Annotated in this window: 17 protein-coding genes and 1 pseudogene; 4 read left to right on the top strand and 14 right to left on the bottom strand. The window is 60.7% G+C overall.

Annotated features, from left to right (window positions below; all coding sequences use genetic code 11):
* The 11 genes from CO676_RS18620 to CO676_RS18570 form a co-directional block, all read right to left on the bottom strand.
* The coding region (locus tag CO676_RS18620; protein ID WP_179875551.1) for a class II aldolase/adducin family protein at positions 1-339 on the bottom strand (339 nt) is incomplete at its 3' end.
* The gene (gene otnK, locus CO676_RS18615; RefSeq protein ID WP_097522186.1) at positions 339-1,613 is read right to left on the bottom strand and encodes a 3-oxo-tetronate kinase; all 1,275 of its coding nucleotides are present in this window, start codon (positions 1,611-1,613) and stop codon (positions 339-341) included. The genes CO676_RS18620 and otnK, both read right to left, overlap by 1 nt.
* 4 nt (positions 1,614-1,617) lie before the next feature.
* Positions 1,618-3,096 carry an aldehyde dehydrogenase gene (locus CO676_RS18610; RefSeq protein WP_097522185.1) on the bottom strand — a complete coding sequence of 493 codons (1,479 nt, stop codon included), beginning with the start codon at positions 3,094-3,096 and terminating at the stop codon, positions 1,618-1,620.
* A gap of 13 nt (positions 3,097-3,109) precedes the next feature.
* Positions 3,110-3,820: a haloacid dehalogenase type II gene (locus CO676_RS18605; RefSeq protein ID WP_097522184.1), complete on the bottom strand. Its 711-nt coding sequence runs from the start codon at positions 3,818-3,820 to the stop codon at positions 3,110-3,112.
* The gene (locus CO676_RS18600; RefSeq protein ID WP_097522183.1) at positions 3,820-4,146 is read right to left on the bottom strand and encodes a putative quinol monooxygenase; all 327 of its coding nucleotides are present in this window, start codon (positions 4,144-4,146) and stop codon (positions 3,820-3,822) included. The genes CO676_RS18605 and CO676_RS18600 overlap by 1 nt, the downstream gene beginning before the upstream one ends.
* On the bottom strand, positions 4,143-5,258 hold the full coding sequence (locus CO676_RS18595; RefSeq protein WP_097522188.1) for an isocitrate/isopropylmalate dehydrogenase family protein: 1,116 nt from the start codon (positions 5,256-5,258) through the stop codon (positions 4,143-4,145). The genes CO676_RS18600 and CO676_RS18595 overlap by 4 nt, the downstream gene beginning before the upstream one ends.
* Before the next feature lie 12 nt (positions 5,259-5,270).
* Positions 5,271-5,981, bottom strand: a complete 711-nt coding sequence (locus CO676_RS18590; protein WP_097522182.1) for a GntR family transcriptional regulator — start codon at positions 5,979-5,981, stop codon at positions 5,271-5,273.
* Positions 5,982-5,991: 10 nt separating this feature from the next.
* Positions 5,992-6,861: an NAD(P)-dependent oxidoreductase gene (locus tag CO676_RS18585; RefSeq protein WP_097522181.1), complete on the bottom strand. Its 870-nt coding sequence runs from the start codon at positions 6,859-6,861 to the stop codon at positions 5,992-5,994.
* A 30-nt stretch (positions 6,862-6,891) separates the two neighbouring features.
* On the bottom strand, positions 6,892-7,833 hold the full coding sequence (locus CO676_RS18580) for an ABC transporter permease (RefSeq protein WP_179875550.1): 942 nt from the start codon (positions 7,831-7,833) through the stop codon (positions 6,892-6,894).
* A 28-nt stretch (positions 7,834-7,861) separates the two neighbouring features.
* Positions 7,862-9,403 (bottom strand): sugar ABC transporter ATP-binding protein, encoded by a 1,542-nt coding sequence (locus CO676_RS18575; protein ID WP_245424355.1) that lies wholly within the window; start codon positions 9,401-9,403, stop codon positions 7,862-7,864.
* A 106-nt stretch (positions 9,404-9,509) separates the two neighbouring features.
* Complete coding sequence (locus CO676_RS18570) at positions 9,510-10,769, bottom strand: substrate-binding domain-containing protein (protein ID WP_245424354.1); 1,260 nt, start codon at positions 10,767-10,769, stop codon at positions 9,510-9,512.
* Between the two features lie 76 nt (positions 10,770-10,845).
* Between CO676_RS18570 and CO676_RS18565 the strand changes: the two genes are divergently transcribed.
* Complete coding sequence (locus CO676_RS18565) at positions 10,846-11,571, top strand: haloacid dehalogenase type II (RefSeq protein ID WP_097522177.1); 726 nt, start codon at positions 10,846-10,848, stop codon at positions 11,569-11,571.
* A 30-nt stretch (positions 11,572-11,601) separates the two neighbouring features.
* Complete coding sequence (locus CO676_RS18560) at positions 11,602-11,847, top strand: SDR family NAD(P)-dependent oxidoreductase (RefSeq protein ID WP_245424353.1); 246 nt, start codon at positions 11,602-11,604, stop codon at positions 11,845-11,847.
* An 83-nt stretch (positions 11,848-11,930) separates the two neighbouring features.
* On the opposite strand, the gene CO676_RS18555 is transcribed toward CO676_RS18560, so the two are convergent.
* Positions 11,931-12,476, bottom strand: coding sequence for a hypothetical protein (locus CO676_RS18555; RefSeq protein WP_097522176.1), 546 nt, complete (start codon positions 12,474-12,476; stop codon positions 11,931-11,933).
* A gap of 505 nt (positions 12,477-12,981) precedes the next feature.
* On the opposite strand from CO676_RS18555, the gene CO676_RS18550 reads away from it, so the two are divergent.
* The gene (locus CO676_RS18550; RefSeq protein WP_097522175.1) at positions 12,982-14,355 is read left to right on the top strand and encodes an ISNCY family transposase; all 1,374 of its coding nucleotides are present in this window, start codon (positions 12,982-12,984) and stop codon (positions 14,353-14,355) included.
* 361 nt (positions 14,356-14,716) lie between these two features.
* A pseudogene (locus tag CO676_RS18545) lies at positions 14,717-15,178 on the top strand (helix-turn-helix domain-containing protein); the annotation flags it as partial.
* A gap of 289 nt (positions 15,179-15,467) precedes the next feature.
* Here CO676_RS18545 and CO676_RS18540 read toward each other — a convergent pair.
* Together CO676_RS18540 and CO676_RS18535 are read right to left on the bottom strand one after the other, a co-directional pair.
* A complete protein-coding gene (locus CO676_RS18540; RefSeq protein ID WP_097522187.1) occupies positions 15,468-16,505 on the bottom strand; it encodes an IS110 family transposase in 1,038 nt (345 codons plus the stop codon).
* Positions 16,506-16,951: 446 nt separating this feature from the next.
* On the bottom strand, positions 16,952-17,333 hold a 382-nt coding region (locus CO676_RS18535), incomplete at its 5' end, for a transposase (RefSeq protein ID WP_144340155.1).

The raw sequence follows: 17,333 nt of genomic DNA, 5'->3' as shown, positions 1-17,333 counted from the left end.
ATCGACGTCTTTCAGTATACTGACCGCCACCGAGTATGTTGAGTGGAGGTGGACAACCGCCTTGCCGTGCTGCCGCGCGCAATACATGCAGCGGTGAAGGAAGGCCTCTTTGGTGGGCTTGTCTCCGCCGAGGTGAACGCCCTCCGCGGAGAAGAGCGAAAGTCGTTCAGGCACGAGGCTCCCGAGCGAAGCATTCGTGGGCGTCATCAACATCCGTCCATCCGACATCTTCACGCTAATGTCGCCAGTCGAACCGAATGTCAGGCCGCGGTCGAAAATCGATTTTCCGGCCCGCACGATGTCGTCGCGGGTCCTGGTTTCCTCGGACAGTGCAGCCATCAGAGTTTGTCCCAGGCTTGGACGAAGAAGTCGGGAGCGCCGAAGTTCCCTGACTTCAGCGCAAGCGAAATTCGGCCTGCCGCCGTCGGTGAGCTGACCCAGGGCACTCCGGGTGCGATCTCGTTTCCAATGTCCAGTTGGTTGATCCCCAGAGATTTCACGACGGCACCCGACGTTTCGCCACCCGCGACGATCAACTCGGAGACGCCCCTGTCGACGAGTTCCTTGGCGATCCTGGACAGTGCACCTTCGACCATGGTCCCTGCCTCAGCCACTCCGAATTTCACCTGGTTCGCCTTCACCTGGTCGGGCGTAGCCGTGGCGTAGAATAGGAGGGGCTTTTGTCCAAGTCGGCCCTTGGCCCAATCGAGCGCTTCCTTGACGACGTCTTGGCCTGTGGCGAGTTGCTCGGCGTCAATGCGAAAGCCCTCATGGTCCTGCAGCATCTTTTCCACCTGGCCATTGGTCGCGGTAGAGCAGCTTCCGGAGATCACGGCGCGGGAGCCTCCCGGGAGGGTTGAGGGTTCCGGCTCCCGCGCCGCCGCCGCACCGCCTTCGAATATCGTCCTCGCAAGTCCATATGCGAGACCGGAAGCGCCTGTGAGGAGGGGCGCGTCGTCGAACGCGGCGGCGATAACCTCAAGGTCGGCATCGTCCATGGCGTCGAGGACCGCGACCCCGTATCCGTTCGCGCGCGCCTTCGACACCCAAGCACGCACCGCGCCGACGCCTTGCTTGACCGTCTCGTGATAACACCCCGCGACTTTGTGCGAGGTCTGCGGCGCGAGAACCCGCACCAGGTTCGAATCCGTCATCGGAGTGAGCGGATGGTTCTTCATGCCGGATTCGCTGAGCGGGATGTCGCCGACGAAGAGGTTGCTCTTGTAAATGGTGCGGGCGTTCGCCGGGAAGGCCGGGCAAGCGGTCGTGAAGTCGCCTCCCAGCTCAGCGAGCATCGCGTCCAATACCGGACCGATGTTGCCCCGCTCGGTGGAGTCGAATGTGGAGCAGTATTTGAAGTAGAACTTCGCCGCTCCCCGATGTTGAAGCCAGCGCAAGGCCGCGAGGGATTGCGCGACGGCGTCGGAAGGATCGATTGTCCTCGTCTTGAGAGCCACCACGATCGCGTCGGCATCGACTTCAAGTCCCTCATCGGGAACGTCGATTAGCACCGTGGTCTTCATTCCGCTCTTGGCGAAAATGCCCGCGACGTCGGTCGCTCCGGTAAAGTCGTCCGCCACGCAGCCGATCAGCAGCTTCCGATCGTTCTCCATCCCATCACCTCATGATGAACGGGTTGGCGACACTCTCGGCTGTGGAGATCATGACGCTCTTGGTCTGCAGGTAGTTCTGAATGGACGCCATGCCGTTCTCCCGGCCGATGCCCGAGTGTTTGTAGCCACCGAGCGGTGACATGTAGCTGATGGTCCGGTAGGTGTTGACCCAAACCGTGCCCGCCTGGATGGCAGCCGAGACCCGCAGCATGCGACGCATGTCCTGAGTCCAAAATCCGGCGGCCAAACCGTAATTCGTGTCGTTCGCGATATGGATCGCCTCTTCCTCGGTGTCGAACGGAATGACGGCGAGGACAGGACCGAAGACTTCCTCCTGCGCGATACGCATAGAATTCCGGACGCCGGCGAAAATAGTGGGCTCCACGAACCAGCCATTGCCGAGCTCGGGATTGGACGGGCGTCCGCCGCCGAGGAGGCACTCCGCGCCTTCGCCCTTGGCGATGTCGATGTAGCCCAGGATTTTCTCGAGTTGGGGGGGCGTCGTAACCGGACCGACCTGCGTCGAGGTCGAGAGCGGATCTCCCATCCGGGCCGTCTTAGCGAGCGCTATGACTTTCTCCAGAACTTGATCATGGATTTTGCTTTCGACGAGGAGGCGCGAGCCCGCGATGCAGGTCTGGCCCGTGGCGGCGAAGATGCCCGAAATGACGCCGTTGACGGCATTGTCTATCTCGGCGTCCGCGAAGACGATGTGCGGGCTCTTTCCGCCCAACTCGAGCGTGACCTTCTTGAAGTTCCGGGCGGCCAACTCTCCGATCTTGCGCCCCGTGCCTTCGCTTCCGGTGAACGCGATCTTCGCGACGTGTTTATGGGTCGTCAGCGTCTCGCCCACGTCGGCCCCAAAGCCCGTGACGACATTGAAGACGCCCGGGGGGAACCCGGCCTGCTCAACGAGCTTGGCAAATTCCAGCGTCGAGGCCGATGTGAACTCCGAGGGCTTCGCGACGAAGGTGTTTCCCGCCGCGAGAGCGGGAGCCAACTTGTAGGAGAGAAGCAGGAGAGGGGAGTTCCAGGGCGTGATGCCGACACAGACGCCCAGCGGCTCGTTGCGGGTGTAGTTGAAGGTCTCGGGCTTGTCGATAGGGATGATCGCGCCCTCGATCTTGTCCGCCAAGCCGCCGAAGTAATAGTACCACTGCGGGATATACTTGAGCTGGAACAGCATCTCGTTGATGAGTTTGCCGTTGTCCGTCACCTCGATGCGGGCGAGGCGCTCGGCGTTCTCCGCGACCAGGTCGCCCAGTCGGCGGAGGAGGTGGCCACGGTCGCTCGCGGTGAGCTTGGGCCAAGTCCCGCTGGTGAAAGCCTTATGCGCCGCCTCGACCGCCCGTTCAGCGTCTTCCTTCGTTCCCTTTGGTATGGTTGCCCAGACGTCGCCATTGTAGGGATTGCGGGTCTCGAACGTCTCGCCGAGCGCCGCGTCGGCCCATTGGCCGTCGATCAACATCTTGTAGGTTAGCATTTCCGTTTTCCTTCTAGCAGCCGAGCCGGCGCGCCAGGTCTTCGAGGTCGTCGGCGACGTAGTCCCAATCTTGCTCCGGCTTGAGGTCCGTGATCTGACCCGGACCGTATTCGTTGGGGCGGGCGATGAAGGCGGTTCTGAGGCCAAGCGCGCGCGCGGCCGCGAGGTCGTAATTGTGGGCGGCGCACATCATCACCGCGGACGGTTCGAGGTAGAGCAGTTTGCAAACCCCGAGATAGGTTTCGGGGTCGGGCTTGTAGTGTTGGAAAAGCTCGCACGAGAACACGTTGTCCCACGGGAGGTCCGCATGCTTGGCCATGTTCACCAGGATCGCGACGTTCGCGTTCGACAGCGGGCCGATGATGAACTTCGTCTTGAGGCGGTGAAGACCACGAGAAGCGTCCGGCCAGCCGTTCAGCCGGTGCCAGACCTTGTTGATGTGCATCATCCGCGCCTCGTCGAGAAGCGGCAGGCCCATCTCCTCGAACACAGACTTCAACGCGTCGAAGTGTAGCTCGTCGAGGTTCGTCCAAGGCAGCTCTCCCGAGCGGACCCGGGATTTCTGCGGATTATAGCGGTCGCGCCAACGGTCGACCACATCGGCCCAGTCGACGTTCAGACCTTGCTCCACGCCCCAGGACGTGAGGTCCGAAATGATAGAGCCACGCCAGTCAACGACCGTGCCGAACGTGTCGAAGACGATCGCTTTGATACGGTCCGCCATCAATGGCCCCCGCTCGCTGCCGCGATGCGCTCAAAGGTCTGAACCTTCTTCTCAAGCACCCATGGTTGGCTGGCTTCGTTGAAGCTAAGAAAGTGCGCCGACTTGAGATGGAAGTCGAAATCCGCGCGGCTCCCGTAAACCTCGTACAGATGGATGCGTTCGTGCTGTTCGGAGTCCTGGCAGACGTCGAACACTGAGCAGCCAGGCTCGTCGCGCAGGGACGTTGCGGCATTCTCCATCATCGCTTCGCGGAATTGATTCAGGAAATCGCCGCGGACGAGGAATTCCACCACGACGACATAGCCATCGGTCTGCGGGCGGGTCATGCGACCTCCTTTCGGGCCGCGGAGAGCGAGGAGATGACCGAGCGGGTCATCTCGGCGCAGTTCGCGTTGCCGCCGTACTCCATGGGGATGGCCAGCTTGGTCGAGAGCGTGTGCTCCACCGCGCCTTCCATGAGGCGAGCAGCGTCCGCGAGTGTCGGTTGGCCGAACTTCGCCGCCAGCCAATCGAGCATCATCGCAGCCGAAAGGAACATGGCGCTGGGATTCGCGCAGCCCTTACCAGCAATGTCCGGTGCCGTGCCATGCGCGGGCTGGAACAGCCCGTGTTTGTCACCGATGTCGGCCGAAGGAGCCATGCCCATGCCGCCGATCAGTCCCGCGGCGAGATCGGAGAGGATGTCGCCGAACATGTTCTCGGTTACGAGTACATCGAAGGTCCAGGGCTTCTTGACCATGTTGAGGGCCAGGGCGTCGACATAGGCATGATCCTTTGTGAGATCTGCATGGCGGTCGGCCACTTCGTCGAACACCTTGCGGAAGAAAGCCATCGACTGGAAGACGTTCGCCTTGTCGACGCAGGTGACGTTGCCCGGCTTGCCGCGGCGCTTGCGCTGCCGCGCGATATCGAAGGCGAACTCGGTCACGCGCTCCGTTCCCGACCGCGTGATCTGCATGGTGTCGTAGGCTTCTTCGTCGTTCCGGATTTCCCCCCGCCCGCGGGCGTAGAACAACCCTTCGGTCTGCTCGCGCACCAATACGAAGTCGATCTGCTCGGCCCGGGGATCGGTCAGGACCCGAGGCAATCCCGGAAACCAGCGGATTGGCCGAACGCCGGCGAAGAGACCAAGCTCCATGCGCAGGTCGAGCTGCGGAATGATTTCCGTGCCATCGGGGAAGCGGATGTCGGGCCAGCCCATCGCCCCGAACAGAATCGCTTCTGACTTTCGGCAGGCCTCGAGCGTCGAGGCGGGAAGGGCTTCGCCGCTTTCGGCATAGTACTGCGCACCCGCGTTGTGGGTTTCGAACGCGAGGTCGGGAGCGCCCGCCATTGTCGTGGCGGCGTTCACGAGCTCCAGGCATGCGGGCATGACTTCCCTGCCGATCCCGTCGCCCGGAAGCACGGCGATCGTGAGCGTGTCATTTTTCATAGTCATTTTTTGATCCAATCAGAGATGGTTGAGGCCGAGGCGCTCGAGCAGCTTCAAGAGCTCGCGGCCGGCGCGCTGTCTGTGCTCGCGATGTATGGTGCCCGCCTTCTCGACGTCGCCCGCCCGGATGGCCTTGACGAGCTCGGCGTGGTCGCGCGTGGAGTTCACGGGTTTCGGCCGCATCTTGAGGGTCAGCATCCGGACGCGATGGGCGCGATCGATGAAGTTGAGCACCACCGACTTGAGCATCTTGTTGCCGCTGAGCTCCAGCAGTTGCTCGTGGAACCGGGCGTCCGCTTGCGCCCACCTGTCGAGATCGTCGCGTTCGAGCGCCTTGTCCATGTCGGCCGTCGCGCGCTCCAAGCCCTTGAGCTGTTCCTCGGTCAGGTGGCGCGCCGCCGCCAGCTCGGCCGCGGTGCTTTCGAGCGATGTCAGGATGTCGTAAATTTCCTTCATGTCCGACGGCGAGACGGGCAGGACACGCATGCCGTGCCGGGGGACGACGGAGACCAGGCCGTCCTGCTGGAGGCGCATCAAAGCCTCCCTGACCGGGGTGCGGCTCATTCCCAAGATGGACGCCACCTCCTGCTCGGTCGCCTGGTACCCCGGCGGCCATTTGTTATCCAGGATCAGCTGACGGATTTTCAGATGGGCCGTAGCAGTCATCGTCTTGGCAGCGACCTCGTCCTTGATCTCTGCGCTCACTTCAATCGCCTTCTCAGCGGCCATTTCGTCCACCTCAGTACCGCATCGAGCTGACGTACCGACGCCAGCCGTGCTCCGGTTTGTAACCCAGCACAGATTTTGCCTTTTCAATAGAGAGCAACGTGTCGTTCGGGCCGATCTCCCGCTTGAATGGCACGCCGGGATAGAAGCGTTCGATGAGGGTCTTGTTGGGAGTGGTCATCACGCCGTCTTCGTTGGCGATGATGAACACCTCCGCCCCCTTGCCGTCCCATTCCAGCGATTTGCGGATCGCCTGTGCGCCGTCGCGCGAGTCGATGTAGGTCCACAGATTGAAGCGGCGGCTGCCGGGATCGTTCTCGAAATCAGGGAAGGTCGCATACTCGCTTTCGTCCATCACGTTCGAGAAGCGCAGGCAGACGATCTTAAGGTCCTTGTCCCAACGGCAGTATTGCTTCGCCATCTCCTCACCGAGGTGTTTCGAGAGCGAGTATGAGGTCTCGGGGCGGGGCTCGTATTCCTCGTCGGCGGGGAAATAATCCGGCTTGATGGTGTATGGGATGCCAAGCAGGGTCTCGCTAGAGGCCCAGACCACGTTCTTGATGCCGAGAAGTCTGCACGACTCGAAGACGTTGTAGGTCGACATTGTGTTGATCCGGAAGACGTCCGCCGGCGGCACCCGGCCAGGCATCGGGATCGCCGCGAGATGCACCACGGCTTCGGTCTTACGGTTGTGATCCCAATCGTAGCCAGTGATCGCTTCAAGCGTCGCCTTCATATCCTCGAAATCGACTTTCACGAACGGGCAGAGGGCGTCCGTAGGCTCGACGGTATCGGCATTGATGACGTCATGTCCGTTTTCGAGAAGGTCCTTTATCGTAGCGCGCCCCAACTTGCCGCTTCCTCCAGTGACCAGAACTCTCATGTGCATTCTCCTTGCAAATCGCTTTAAATCTCAGCGTCCGCGCCCGATGGCGACGGCGAGTATGATGAGCATCCCGCGGGCTATCAGCTGCTGGCTGTATTCCAGGCCGCCGAGGATGAGTCCGTTGTTGATGATCCCGATGAGGAGCGCTCCCACGATCGAGCCGACGACCGTCCCCCGTCCTCCGAAGAGGCTGGTGCCGCCCAGCACGACGGCCGCGATCACCGAGAGCTCATCGCCTTCGCCGAGCTGGAAGCGGCCGGACTGCAGTCGGCCAGCGTAGAGCATCCCCGCGATGGCCGCAGCCACGCCCGTGATCATCAGCACCTGGAACTTCACGCGCCTCACATTGACGCCGCTGTAAAGTGCGGCGACCGGATTGCCGCCCGCGGCCATGACCTTGCGGCCGAACGGCGTCTTTCGGATGGCGAGATGCGCGATGGTGCCGATCACCACGACCCAGACCACGAGCACGGGAATTGGCCCGATGTTGCCGGAACCGAAGGCGTAGATGAACGTCTCGTCGATGACGGGGACCGGCGACGTGCCGCTCACCCACATCCCAACGCCTCTGGCGATGCCCATCATGCCGAGCGTGACCAGGAACGACGGGATGTTGAGGTATGCCGTTAGCGCGCCATTGATCGCTCCGACCAATAGGCCGAGGCAAACTCCCGCGACGATGCCGAACACCAGGCCGTACTGCATCAGCACCATGCCCGATACGACCGAGGTCAGACCCGCGATCGCGCCGACAGAAAGATCGATTTCCCCCGCGGAGAGCACGAATGACATCGCCATGGCCATGATGGCGATGATGGCCGTCTGACGTAGCACGTTCAGCAGATTGTTCGGGGACAGGAAACCCCGGTCGTGCAGGAGGATGGCGAAAACAATGAAGATTGCGACGAAGCCTATGTAGACCACGTAGTCGCGCCAGTTGCCGTACCAGGGCTTGGAAGAGGTGGCCATGGGCGGCTCCGCTTTCACGATAGTTGTTTCAATGGACATTTTGACTTGCCTTCTGGATAGCGACCTGCAGACCCAGTTCCACGCGGATCATCCTGGACTGCGTTTCGTCGCCTTCCGTGGTTGCCCAGGCGTCGATTTCCGATCTGCTGATCTCGCGCGCGAGGCGGCCGTTGCTGAGCACGAGAATCCGGTCGGTGGTTGCCAACAATTCGGCAGGTTCGGACGAGATCACAATGACGGATTTTCCGCTGCTGGCGATGCTTCTGATCAGCTCCACGATTTCAGCCTTGGAGCCGATGTCGACACCCGCCGTCGGTTCGTCGAGAATGACGACGGACGGATCGGTCGCCAGCCACTTCGCGATGACGATTTTCTGTTGGTTTCCGCCGGAGAGGTTGCGAACCTTGTTGTCGGCGTTCGGCGTCTTGATCCGCAGGCGCGAGATCAGCTCTGACGTGAGGTCGCGCTCTTTCCGACGATTAAGGAAAGGGCCGTTGGCGAGTTGGGCCAGCTGGGGAAGGCCCAGGTTGTGGCCGACCGTGTGTTCGACGACGAGCCCCTGGTCATGCCGGCTTTCCGGAACGAGCACGATCCCGGCTTCGATGGCTTCGGCGGGCGAGCGGAATTCTAGCTGCTTGCCCTCAAGTTCGACTGAGCCCCCGGTCTTGGAGTCGACGCCGAAGAGGACCCGCGCCAGTTCGGTCCGGCCCGCACCCATGAGCCCGGCGATGCCCAGCACTTCACCCCGGTAGAGGTCGAAGGAGACCTCGTTGGGCTTTCCGTGTTTGCCTGAGAGGGAGCGCACTTTGAGCGCAGGGTCGGTGGCGCGGTTGATCTCGTGGGGCCTGTACTCGAACCCGGTCACGCGCTTGCCGACCATGTTCTGCACGATGGTGTCTAGCGTGAAATCCCCGATGATGCCCGATGTGACGTTCTGGCCGTCCCGCAGGATCGTGATCTCGTCAGCGATCGTCATGATCTCGGTCATGCGATGGGAGACATACACGATCGCCGTCCCGTCGGCGGTCAGTTTCCGCAGCATCTTGAAGAGGATTTCGACCTCTTGCGCGCTGAGGGCCGATGTCGGTTCGTCTAGTATGAGCACGCGCGCCTTCTGGGAGATCGCCTTTGCGATCTCGGTAAGTTGCGCTTGGCCAGGGCTCAGTTCCGAGACGCGCGTCCTCGGATCGACGTTCAGGTTCAGTTCGCCGATGATCTTGGCCGCGTCCTCGACTTCCCGCCGCTCATCGACTAACAGGGACATGCGGCGGGGTTCGCGGTTCAGGAAGATGTTCTGCGCGATCGTCAGCGTGGGGATGAGGCTCAGGTCCTGGAAGATCATCCCGATTCCAAGCCTGCGGGAGTTCTCCGGGGAGACTGCCGTCAGATGCTCGCCGAAGACCTCGATCGAACCTTCCGTGGGCATTACCACCCCCTGCAAGATTTTGAGCAGCGTGGATTTGCCCGCGCCATTTTCGCCAATCAGGGCGTGGATCGTGCCAGGGCGGATCGTCAGGCTCACGCCCTTGAGTGCGTGGACGCCGCCGTAGGATTTCTTGATGTCGGTCATCTTCACCGCGGCGACATCTCGCGGGGCCGTTGTCGGCGCGTCCATGGGCTGTGTCATTGCGTTGCCTCCAAAGTGGACGGCCGAACGGCCGCCCACTTCTTTCGGATCAGTTCATCGCCTTCACGAGGATGTCCGGAGCCTGGTCGCCGTTCGACTGCGGCCAAGCTTCGATGAGGTTTTCGCGCGTGACGGCGAGGGCCGGGAGGACGACGTAGGGAGGGGCTTGCTTCCCAAGCAGGGCGTAGCCCGCCAGGATGCCCTCCGCGTAGCCCGCGCCGAACGGCCGCTGCGAGCCCGTGCCTTTGACGTAGCCGTTCTTGGCCATGTCGAGGGAGATGTTGACACCGAGGTCGCAGGTGGTGATCACGAGATCCGTGGATGCTCCGGCCGCGCGCGCCGCGGCGAGCACGCCCTCGGTCGGAACGTCCCAGACAGCCCAGAGGCCGTTGAGGGTGGGATTGCCCGTCAGCATCGCGGAGGCGATGCGCTCGGATTCGCCAGCGAAGTCGGGCCCGCCGACGCCGCTTTCGTCCACCACCTTGATGTCGGGGAACGCGGCGATTGCCTCCTTGAAGCCCACCACGCGCTCTTTGGTCGCGAACAGGTCGGAAGCGTGCGGGATGAGAGCGATCTCACCCTTGCCGTTGAGGGCTTTGGCCATGAGGAGCGCCGCGACCTTGCCCATGCCCCGGTTGTCGGAGGACACGAGACTCACATAGTCGGCACCCGGCTTCATTCCGGCGGCCGCCTGGTCGAGGAACACTATCTTGACGCCCGCGGCGGCGGCTTTCTGGTAGGCCGCGGCCGTCGCAGACTGCTCCGCAGGGACAGAGATGATGATGTCGGGTTTGAGCGCCATCACGCTCTCGATGTCGGCCACCTGCTGTTCGGCCTTGTAGCCGGCGTCGGTGGTCGCGATGATCTTGATGCCGAGTTCGTCGAGAGCCTTCTTCTGGCCCGCCATCTGGGCTTTGGCCCAATCCGACGCCGTATAGTGCATGACGATCGCGGCCGTCGCGCTCTTGGCCTTGATCTGCTCGATCTCTTCGGGCGTCAGCTTGAGGTCGCTGGCGAGGACCGCCTTCTCGCCGTTCGGGCCATCCGCGGGACTATTCTCGATTTCCTTGATCTGCTGGGTGACGTCGATCGCGTGGGCCTTCGGCGCGAAAGGCACGCTCAGCGTGACAGCGGCGACCATCATGAGACTGCGAATTGATGTTGAAATTTCAATGCTCATATCAATCCTCCCGAAATCGAATTGCGTGATATTGCATTCGATAATGAATACGTTAATGTATTGATTGGCGATGTCAACAGAATTTGTAGGGCGTTTTGGCGGGGTGAGTGAACGCCGGTCGTCGTTCAACCGGAGGGGAATTCAACAATGCTCGCTCTTTTTACGGCTAGGTAGGCGGGATAGCGGCGAACGAGGGTGTGAAGCCATGGAGCGAGATTTCAGCGAAGTGAAACTGTTGGGCTTCGACGTGTTCGGCACAGTGGTCGACTGGAGGTCCGGTGTCGCGCGGGCGGTCGCTCCTTTTCTCGAGGCCCGCCACATCGCAATTCCTCCGGCGGAATTCGCCGACCGATGGCGAGCGCTTTACGAGCCAGCAATGGAATCGGTGAGGTCGGGAAAGCGGCCTTGGGTGCCTTTGAACGAGTTGAACCTCGAGAACCTCGTGGCGGCCCTCGCGGAGGTCGGGCTCGACGTCGCGGCTCTCCCCATGGAGGAACTTGAAGAAATCAACAAGGCTTGGGAGCGGCTCGATCCCTGGCCCGATTCGATCGAGGGTCTGACGAGACTGAAGTCGAAATACAAACTGGCCCCGATCTCCAATGGCGACATCGGCGGCATGACAAACCTGGCCCGGTTCGCCGGGCTGCCGTGGGACATGATTCTCGGGGCTGAGGTGACGCGGACCTACAAGCCCCATCTCGCGACTTACATCGGCTCGGCACGCAAAGTGGGTCTCGAGCCGGGGCAGGTGGCGATGGTGGCGGCCCACAACTACGACCTCGCCGCCGCCCGGCGTGCGGGGCTCAAGACAGTCTTCATCACGCGGACTACGGAACACGGACCGGGTCAGAAAACCGACTTGCAGGCGGATAGTGACTGGCATGTTGTCGGCAATGACCTCGTCGCGGTCGCCCGGGCCCTCGGCTGCTGACCGAACAACGCAGTAACGAAAGGATCATTGATGAACGATACAGCCAACAAGATCATCGCCGCCGGACGGGTCGCCGTCATAACGGGTGCGGCCAAGGGACTCGGGGCCGCGATGGCCCGTCGGGTCGCCGCGGAGGGGATGCGCTTGGCGCTCTTCGACAACGACGAAGACGCCTTGAAGGCCTTCGCGTCAACCTTGACAGTCGATCACGTGGTCGTCGTAGGCGACGTTTCGAACGCCTCGGACCTGCAGCGGCTCAGGGATGAGAAACGCTAACGCGGTGGGTCGCGATCAGAGCGCCGAACGACAAGGTTCCCGTAAAAGGAACAGCGGCGTTCCGGCGGATACGGATTATATCTTCAGTCGAAACATGGGTAGCATGGCCAATCTCGCAGGTAAGCGCATTCTATTGGTAGGCATCGGTACGATTGGCGGTTAACCTCGACATTTTTGCCCAGACCTCCGATGGCGGCAAGGACGACTCTGTTCCCGTCGTCGCCATTGGCTTCGCGGTATGCAGTCCATTGCCGGACCCATTGGTTGGCATGCTGTGTAGGGTAGGTGCCGAACTTCGCTTCTACGATCATCCGCATGGATATTGCGGGGTCTCCGAGCTTGAAGTCCAGAAAGACGTCCGGTTCGACCGTGCCGTTTGTTTCCGCGCTATCGTCCCAGACCGGCCAGAAGGTGATGTCTGACAACTCGGCCACGCGGAAATCAGGCAGTCCGGAACCAAAGGTCCGTCGCAGAATCCGCCACAAGACGGCGCCTTCGAGGTAGGCGAGGCGACCGAATACCGACGCGGTCAGCAGGTCCTCCGACATGCGAAAAGCCGCCAGCCAGCTGACCTGCCCATCGTTAGACTGAAGCCGTCCGGCCTTTCTGCCGGCAACCGCGTGTAGCATGAATCCTCCCGAACGGATCATTCCTAAGAGTTGCCAGCCTGATGCTAGCTTGGTGTCTGCTTGCAAGCAGGACAGCGGTACCCGATCGGTCGGGTTCGTGGCTGCAAATCAGCAGCCCGAAACGGGTTGCCGAAGCCCCGAGTTGGATTACGCATCAATCTTCTAAGGAAGCGTGAAGATCGCCCGCGTTTCACCGGGATCGGGCAAGAAACTCGACCTGCAAGTCTTCCTGTTTCGATCGTACCGACGCGCCTTGCTAACGTAGGGAAAATTCGCGCTTTTCGATCCTGGGAAATTTGGGCCTTCCTTTTGCGGAAGCTGCAGCTTGCCGTGGGCAATTTGAGACTACTTTTTACAGATGAGCTTGTTCGTTGCAATACTAGGTCAATCAGTTCCATAAGACAGATTACGCGATTTTCGCTTGTAGCCGCAAAGTTAAAGTGTCCTGATCCTGCAAAGTAAGAATGTCACTCTCCCCGCGTTTTGATGACGTGGGAGATTGCGGATGGGATTGATTGCGATGAGCGAGCGCGATCTGCAGCGGATTGAGGTTCTGTCGAAGGTGGTCGACGGACGCACGACGATCGTTTCGGCGGCCAACATCCTGGCGCTGAGCACGCGTCAAGTGCGTCGGCTGCTGGATGTCTTCGAGCAGCACGGCGCCGTGGCGATCCGGCACAAGGCGCGCGGCCGACCGTCGAACAACCGGATTTGCGACGGTGTGCGCGACTATGCCGTGGCGATCGTGCGCGAGCGCTATGCGGATTTCGGTCCGACGCTTGCGGCCGAGAAGCTCGCCGAAGAGCATGGGCTGATGGTGTCGCGCGAGACCTTGCGCAAATGGATGACTGAGGCCGGCGTGTGGCTGTCACGCCAGCAGCGGCGCAGCTTCCATCAGCCGCGGCTGCGCCGAGAAGCCTTCGGCGAGCTGGTGCAGATCGACGGTTCCGAGCATCGCTGGTTTGAGGATCGGGCGCCGCCCTGTTCGCTTCTGGTGTTCATCGACGATGCGACCGGTAAGCTGATGCAATTGCGCTTCGTGCGCTCGGAAAGTGCGTTTACGTATTTCGAGGCGCTGGAGCTTTATCTGAAGGAGCATGGAGCGCCGATCGCGTTTTATTCCGACAAGCACTCGGTGTTCCGGGTGGCGAAGAAGGATGCCAAGGGCGGTCAGGGCATGACCCAGTTCGGCCGGGCAATATCTGAGCTAAATATCGAGATTCTTTGCGCAAATTCCAGTCAGGCGAAGGGCCGCGTCGAGCGGATGAACCGGACGCTGCAGGACCGTCTGGTGAAGGAACTACGGCTGGCAGGGATCTCCGACATGGAAGCGGGCAACGCCTTCCTGCCCGGTTTTATCGCGCGCCATAATGCGCGCTTTGCCCGCGCCCCTGTCCGGCCGGACGATTTGCATCGGCCGCTGAACATCATGTCCGACCGGCTCAAGGAGATTCTCTGCAAGCGCGAGCAGCGCTATGTCGGCGCGCAGTTGACGTTCTCCTACGAGCGCAAGCGCATCATGCTCGAGGAGAACGAGGTGACGCGTGGGCTGGTCGGTCGCTATGTTGAGACCTACGCTTTTGCGGATGGCCGGCTCGACGTGCGCTGGAAGGGGCATTCCCTGCCCTACCGGGTGTTCGACAAGGACCAGCGGGTGACGCATGCGGCGATCACCGAGAACAAGCGGCTTTCCGATGTGCTGGCCTACATCAAGGAGCGGCAGGAGCAACTGCCGCCGCCGAAGGTCAAGACCAACAGCGAGAAGAATGGCTATACGCCGCGAGGCCGCAAGCCGGGCAAGCGGGCGGATTTTATGAACGATCCCGCGGTCATTGCTCGGCGGCGGCAGGCCCTCTCCCACCTCGATGCCGCGGAATGATCTATTGATCTGACTGTCAAAGCTAAAGCCGAAGCGTGCCCCTCACACCCGCCCCCTCCCTTCCCTTGCAACCCGGCCCAGCCGGTCCGGTCGGGGGCTTGCCGCAGCGCAAGCGGAGATGTCGGCTGTCGTGTTTCTAAATGGCTGAAGACGTATCCAAAGTGACATTTTAACTTTGCGCAACGGCGGACATTTCAACCTGGCCGCCACATCGCTTGTAGCGGCAGTTTAGAGATGCGACACATCAGCCAGTTAGAGATGCGACAGTCGTCGCCTCTTGGGATGCTGGTCAAACGTCAACGTTTGGAAGGAAGACTGGCGACGTGAAGCGTGGTTGAGACCATGAGCGTTCGGAGTCGTCATGTCTTGTTTGATCACCATGTCGCAGAAGGAATTGCATCGTCTTGAACTCATCCAGCGGATTCGCGGGCGCAGCCTGACCGTCGTCGAGGCGGCCGCCTTGCTTCGTCTCAGCCGCAGTCAGGTCCACCGGCTGTTGCAAGCCTATGACCTGGCCGGCGCCGACGGTCTCGTCTCGAAGAAGCGCGGCCGGCCGAGCAACCGGCGTTACAGCGAGGACTTCCGCAACCTGGTGCTCGACCTGGTGCGTGAGCATTACGCGGATTTCGGACCAACGTTGGCGGCGGAGAAGCTGCTCGAACGCCACCGGATAGCGGTCAGCAAGGAGACGCTGCGTCAGTGGATGATCGAAGCCGGCCTCTGGGTGTCGCGACGCGAGCGCAAGAAGCGGGTCTTCCAGCCGCGCGGCCGGCGCGATTGTTTCGGCGAACTGGTTCAGATCGACGGCTCGCTTCATTGGTGGTTGTCTTCTCTATTCGGCGTGGTGAGGTCAAGCACCTTCTGACTACCCGTACCTATGGTGATAGATGTCTTCGCAGTATCGCGCTTCTCTCCGGGCTCGGCCTGTGTGGCCCTCCCATGATGGGACCAGAAGAATGGGGCGGAACAATCTAATCGGCGACCTGATCGCGATGAGCGACCGCAACAGACAACCACGCGAACTTACCCCATCCATCGTCCTGCAAAGGACATCTTTCCACCGGCGGCGGAATCTTCTTGTCTCCTCTGATTCTCGTTACCCTGGTTGCCAATTACGCAGCAACAGGCAAGCCCTCCCGTGTCCAGCAGAATTCGGTTCCGTCACTCCACATGCGATGCATGATCACCGCAAGCCGTCGGGCCAAGGCTACAACCGCCTTTTGCCTGCCGCGGCGTTTGGCGATATTCATCGCCCAGGCTTTTAGCCACGACCATTTCTTAACATTTGCCAGCAGGACTTGCGCTGATTCGTAAAGCAGGGATCGCATCATCGCGTCACCACAACAGGATACTCGCCCGACCCGTTTGCTTTCACCAGACTCGTTCAGTCTCGGCGTCAGGCCGAGCACAGAACCCACCGCTTTTGAATGTGCAAACCGCTCAGGAATATCGATGGTTGCCGTATAGGTGAGAGCGACGACGGGGCCGACACCGGGGATCGTCGTCAACCGGCGGCAGACTTCATCCTCACGGACCAAATCCAAGACCTTCTTGTGCAGCTTGGTGAACTCTTCGCGCAGCAATTTGCGGGCAGTCAACAAAGGCTGCATGAATTCGCGAAGCTCAGGCCTGTCTTCGACGAGCTCATTGATCCGCTCCTCGAATTTAACCTTGCCGACCAATCCGACTTTGAGGCCAAAGTTGCGCAACAATCCGCGAACGTCATTCTCGATGGCGATGGCTTTTTCCTGCAAGAGTTTGCGCGCGGTCAGCAATGCCCGGTGCTTCTGGCTCGTCAGCGTCTTCACATGCACAGGCCGATAGAGATTGACGCGCATCATCTGGGCGATTCCACGCGCATCGTTGCGGTCCGTCTTATTCGGTTGAGCTTTCAAAAATGCCTTGGCATGCCTGGTCTCAATGCAGATCACGGGCAATCCTGCCTTCGCAAGTCCTTCATAAAGCCATTGTGACAGTGGTCCGGCTTCAAGACCGATCCGCTCAATCTGCCACTTCGGATCCTTGATCACCAAGATCAAATCATCCGGGTGAGTAGCAACCTTTGTCTCCCGGCAAATCTTGCCTGTCTCATCAACAATGCAAACCGCGGTCTCTTTCACCGATACATCCAGTGCACAATAGTGTTTCATGTTGCGCTTCTTCCTTTGATGCTTCAGACTGTTGAAAGACATGACCTCGTTTTACCATCAGCCAGAAGCGCAGCACCACAATCCACAGGGGTCAACGATAAGGCGCAAAGCCGAATATCCCATCTAATCGCAGTCCATCCGTCAAGCTGGTTTGAGCATTCAGCGACCTTTCCGGCTTGCGGGACAGGCAAACCGGCTGAACTGATTGGCTGGATCCGCCCTCACCGTCCGTGTCCTTCGGAGCTATCCAGTGCTGGGAGCAGGGTTGTCTCCGCGGTCGACAAATGTCGCCGCACAATGGTTTTCGCAGGTGGGATCTTCCTGATGTTCGAGGCGCAGTCTCAACGAGCTGCAGCCACCAGAAGCGGAATGATCCTGCCCACGTCCGCAGCAGGGACGCTCAGCAGCCAAAGTTGGCGCGCTGAGGGACGAAGGCTGAACGTCTCCTATATGGTCGCGCCAGCCGATGCGTTGAACACTTCTCCCGTCTTGAGCATGCTGTGCATGATGACCGCGAGTTTCCGGGCGACGGCCACGGCGGCCCGTTTGAAGCCAAGTCGCTCGCGCAGCTTAAGTCCCCAACGCTTGAGACTGCTCTCCGTCCTGGCGCTGGTTCTCGTCAGAAGCACTGTCGCTGCTTCATAAAGCAGCCCACGTAAACGATTGTCACCCCTTCGCGAGATATGGCCGTCATAGTCGACCTCGCCTGACTGATAACGCCGGGTTGTCAGCCCAAGCCAGGCGCTCACCGAGCGCGACGTTCGAAAGTTTTCTGGATTTTCAATTGCTGTAACGTAGGACACCGTTGTGACCGCGCCGATTCCCGGA

It is taken from the genome of Sinorhizobium sp. BJ1, assembly GCF_002531555.1.
Lineage (GTDB): Bacteria > Pseudomonadota > Alphaproteobacteria > Rhizobiales > Rhizobiaceae > Sinorhizobium > Sinorhizobium fredii_B.
The sequence above is the reverse complement of the archived record's forward strand: the minus strand, read 5'-3'. Positions and strand labels throughout refer to the sequence as shown.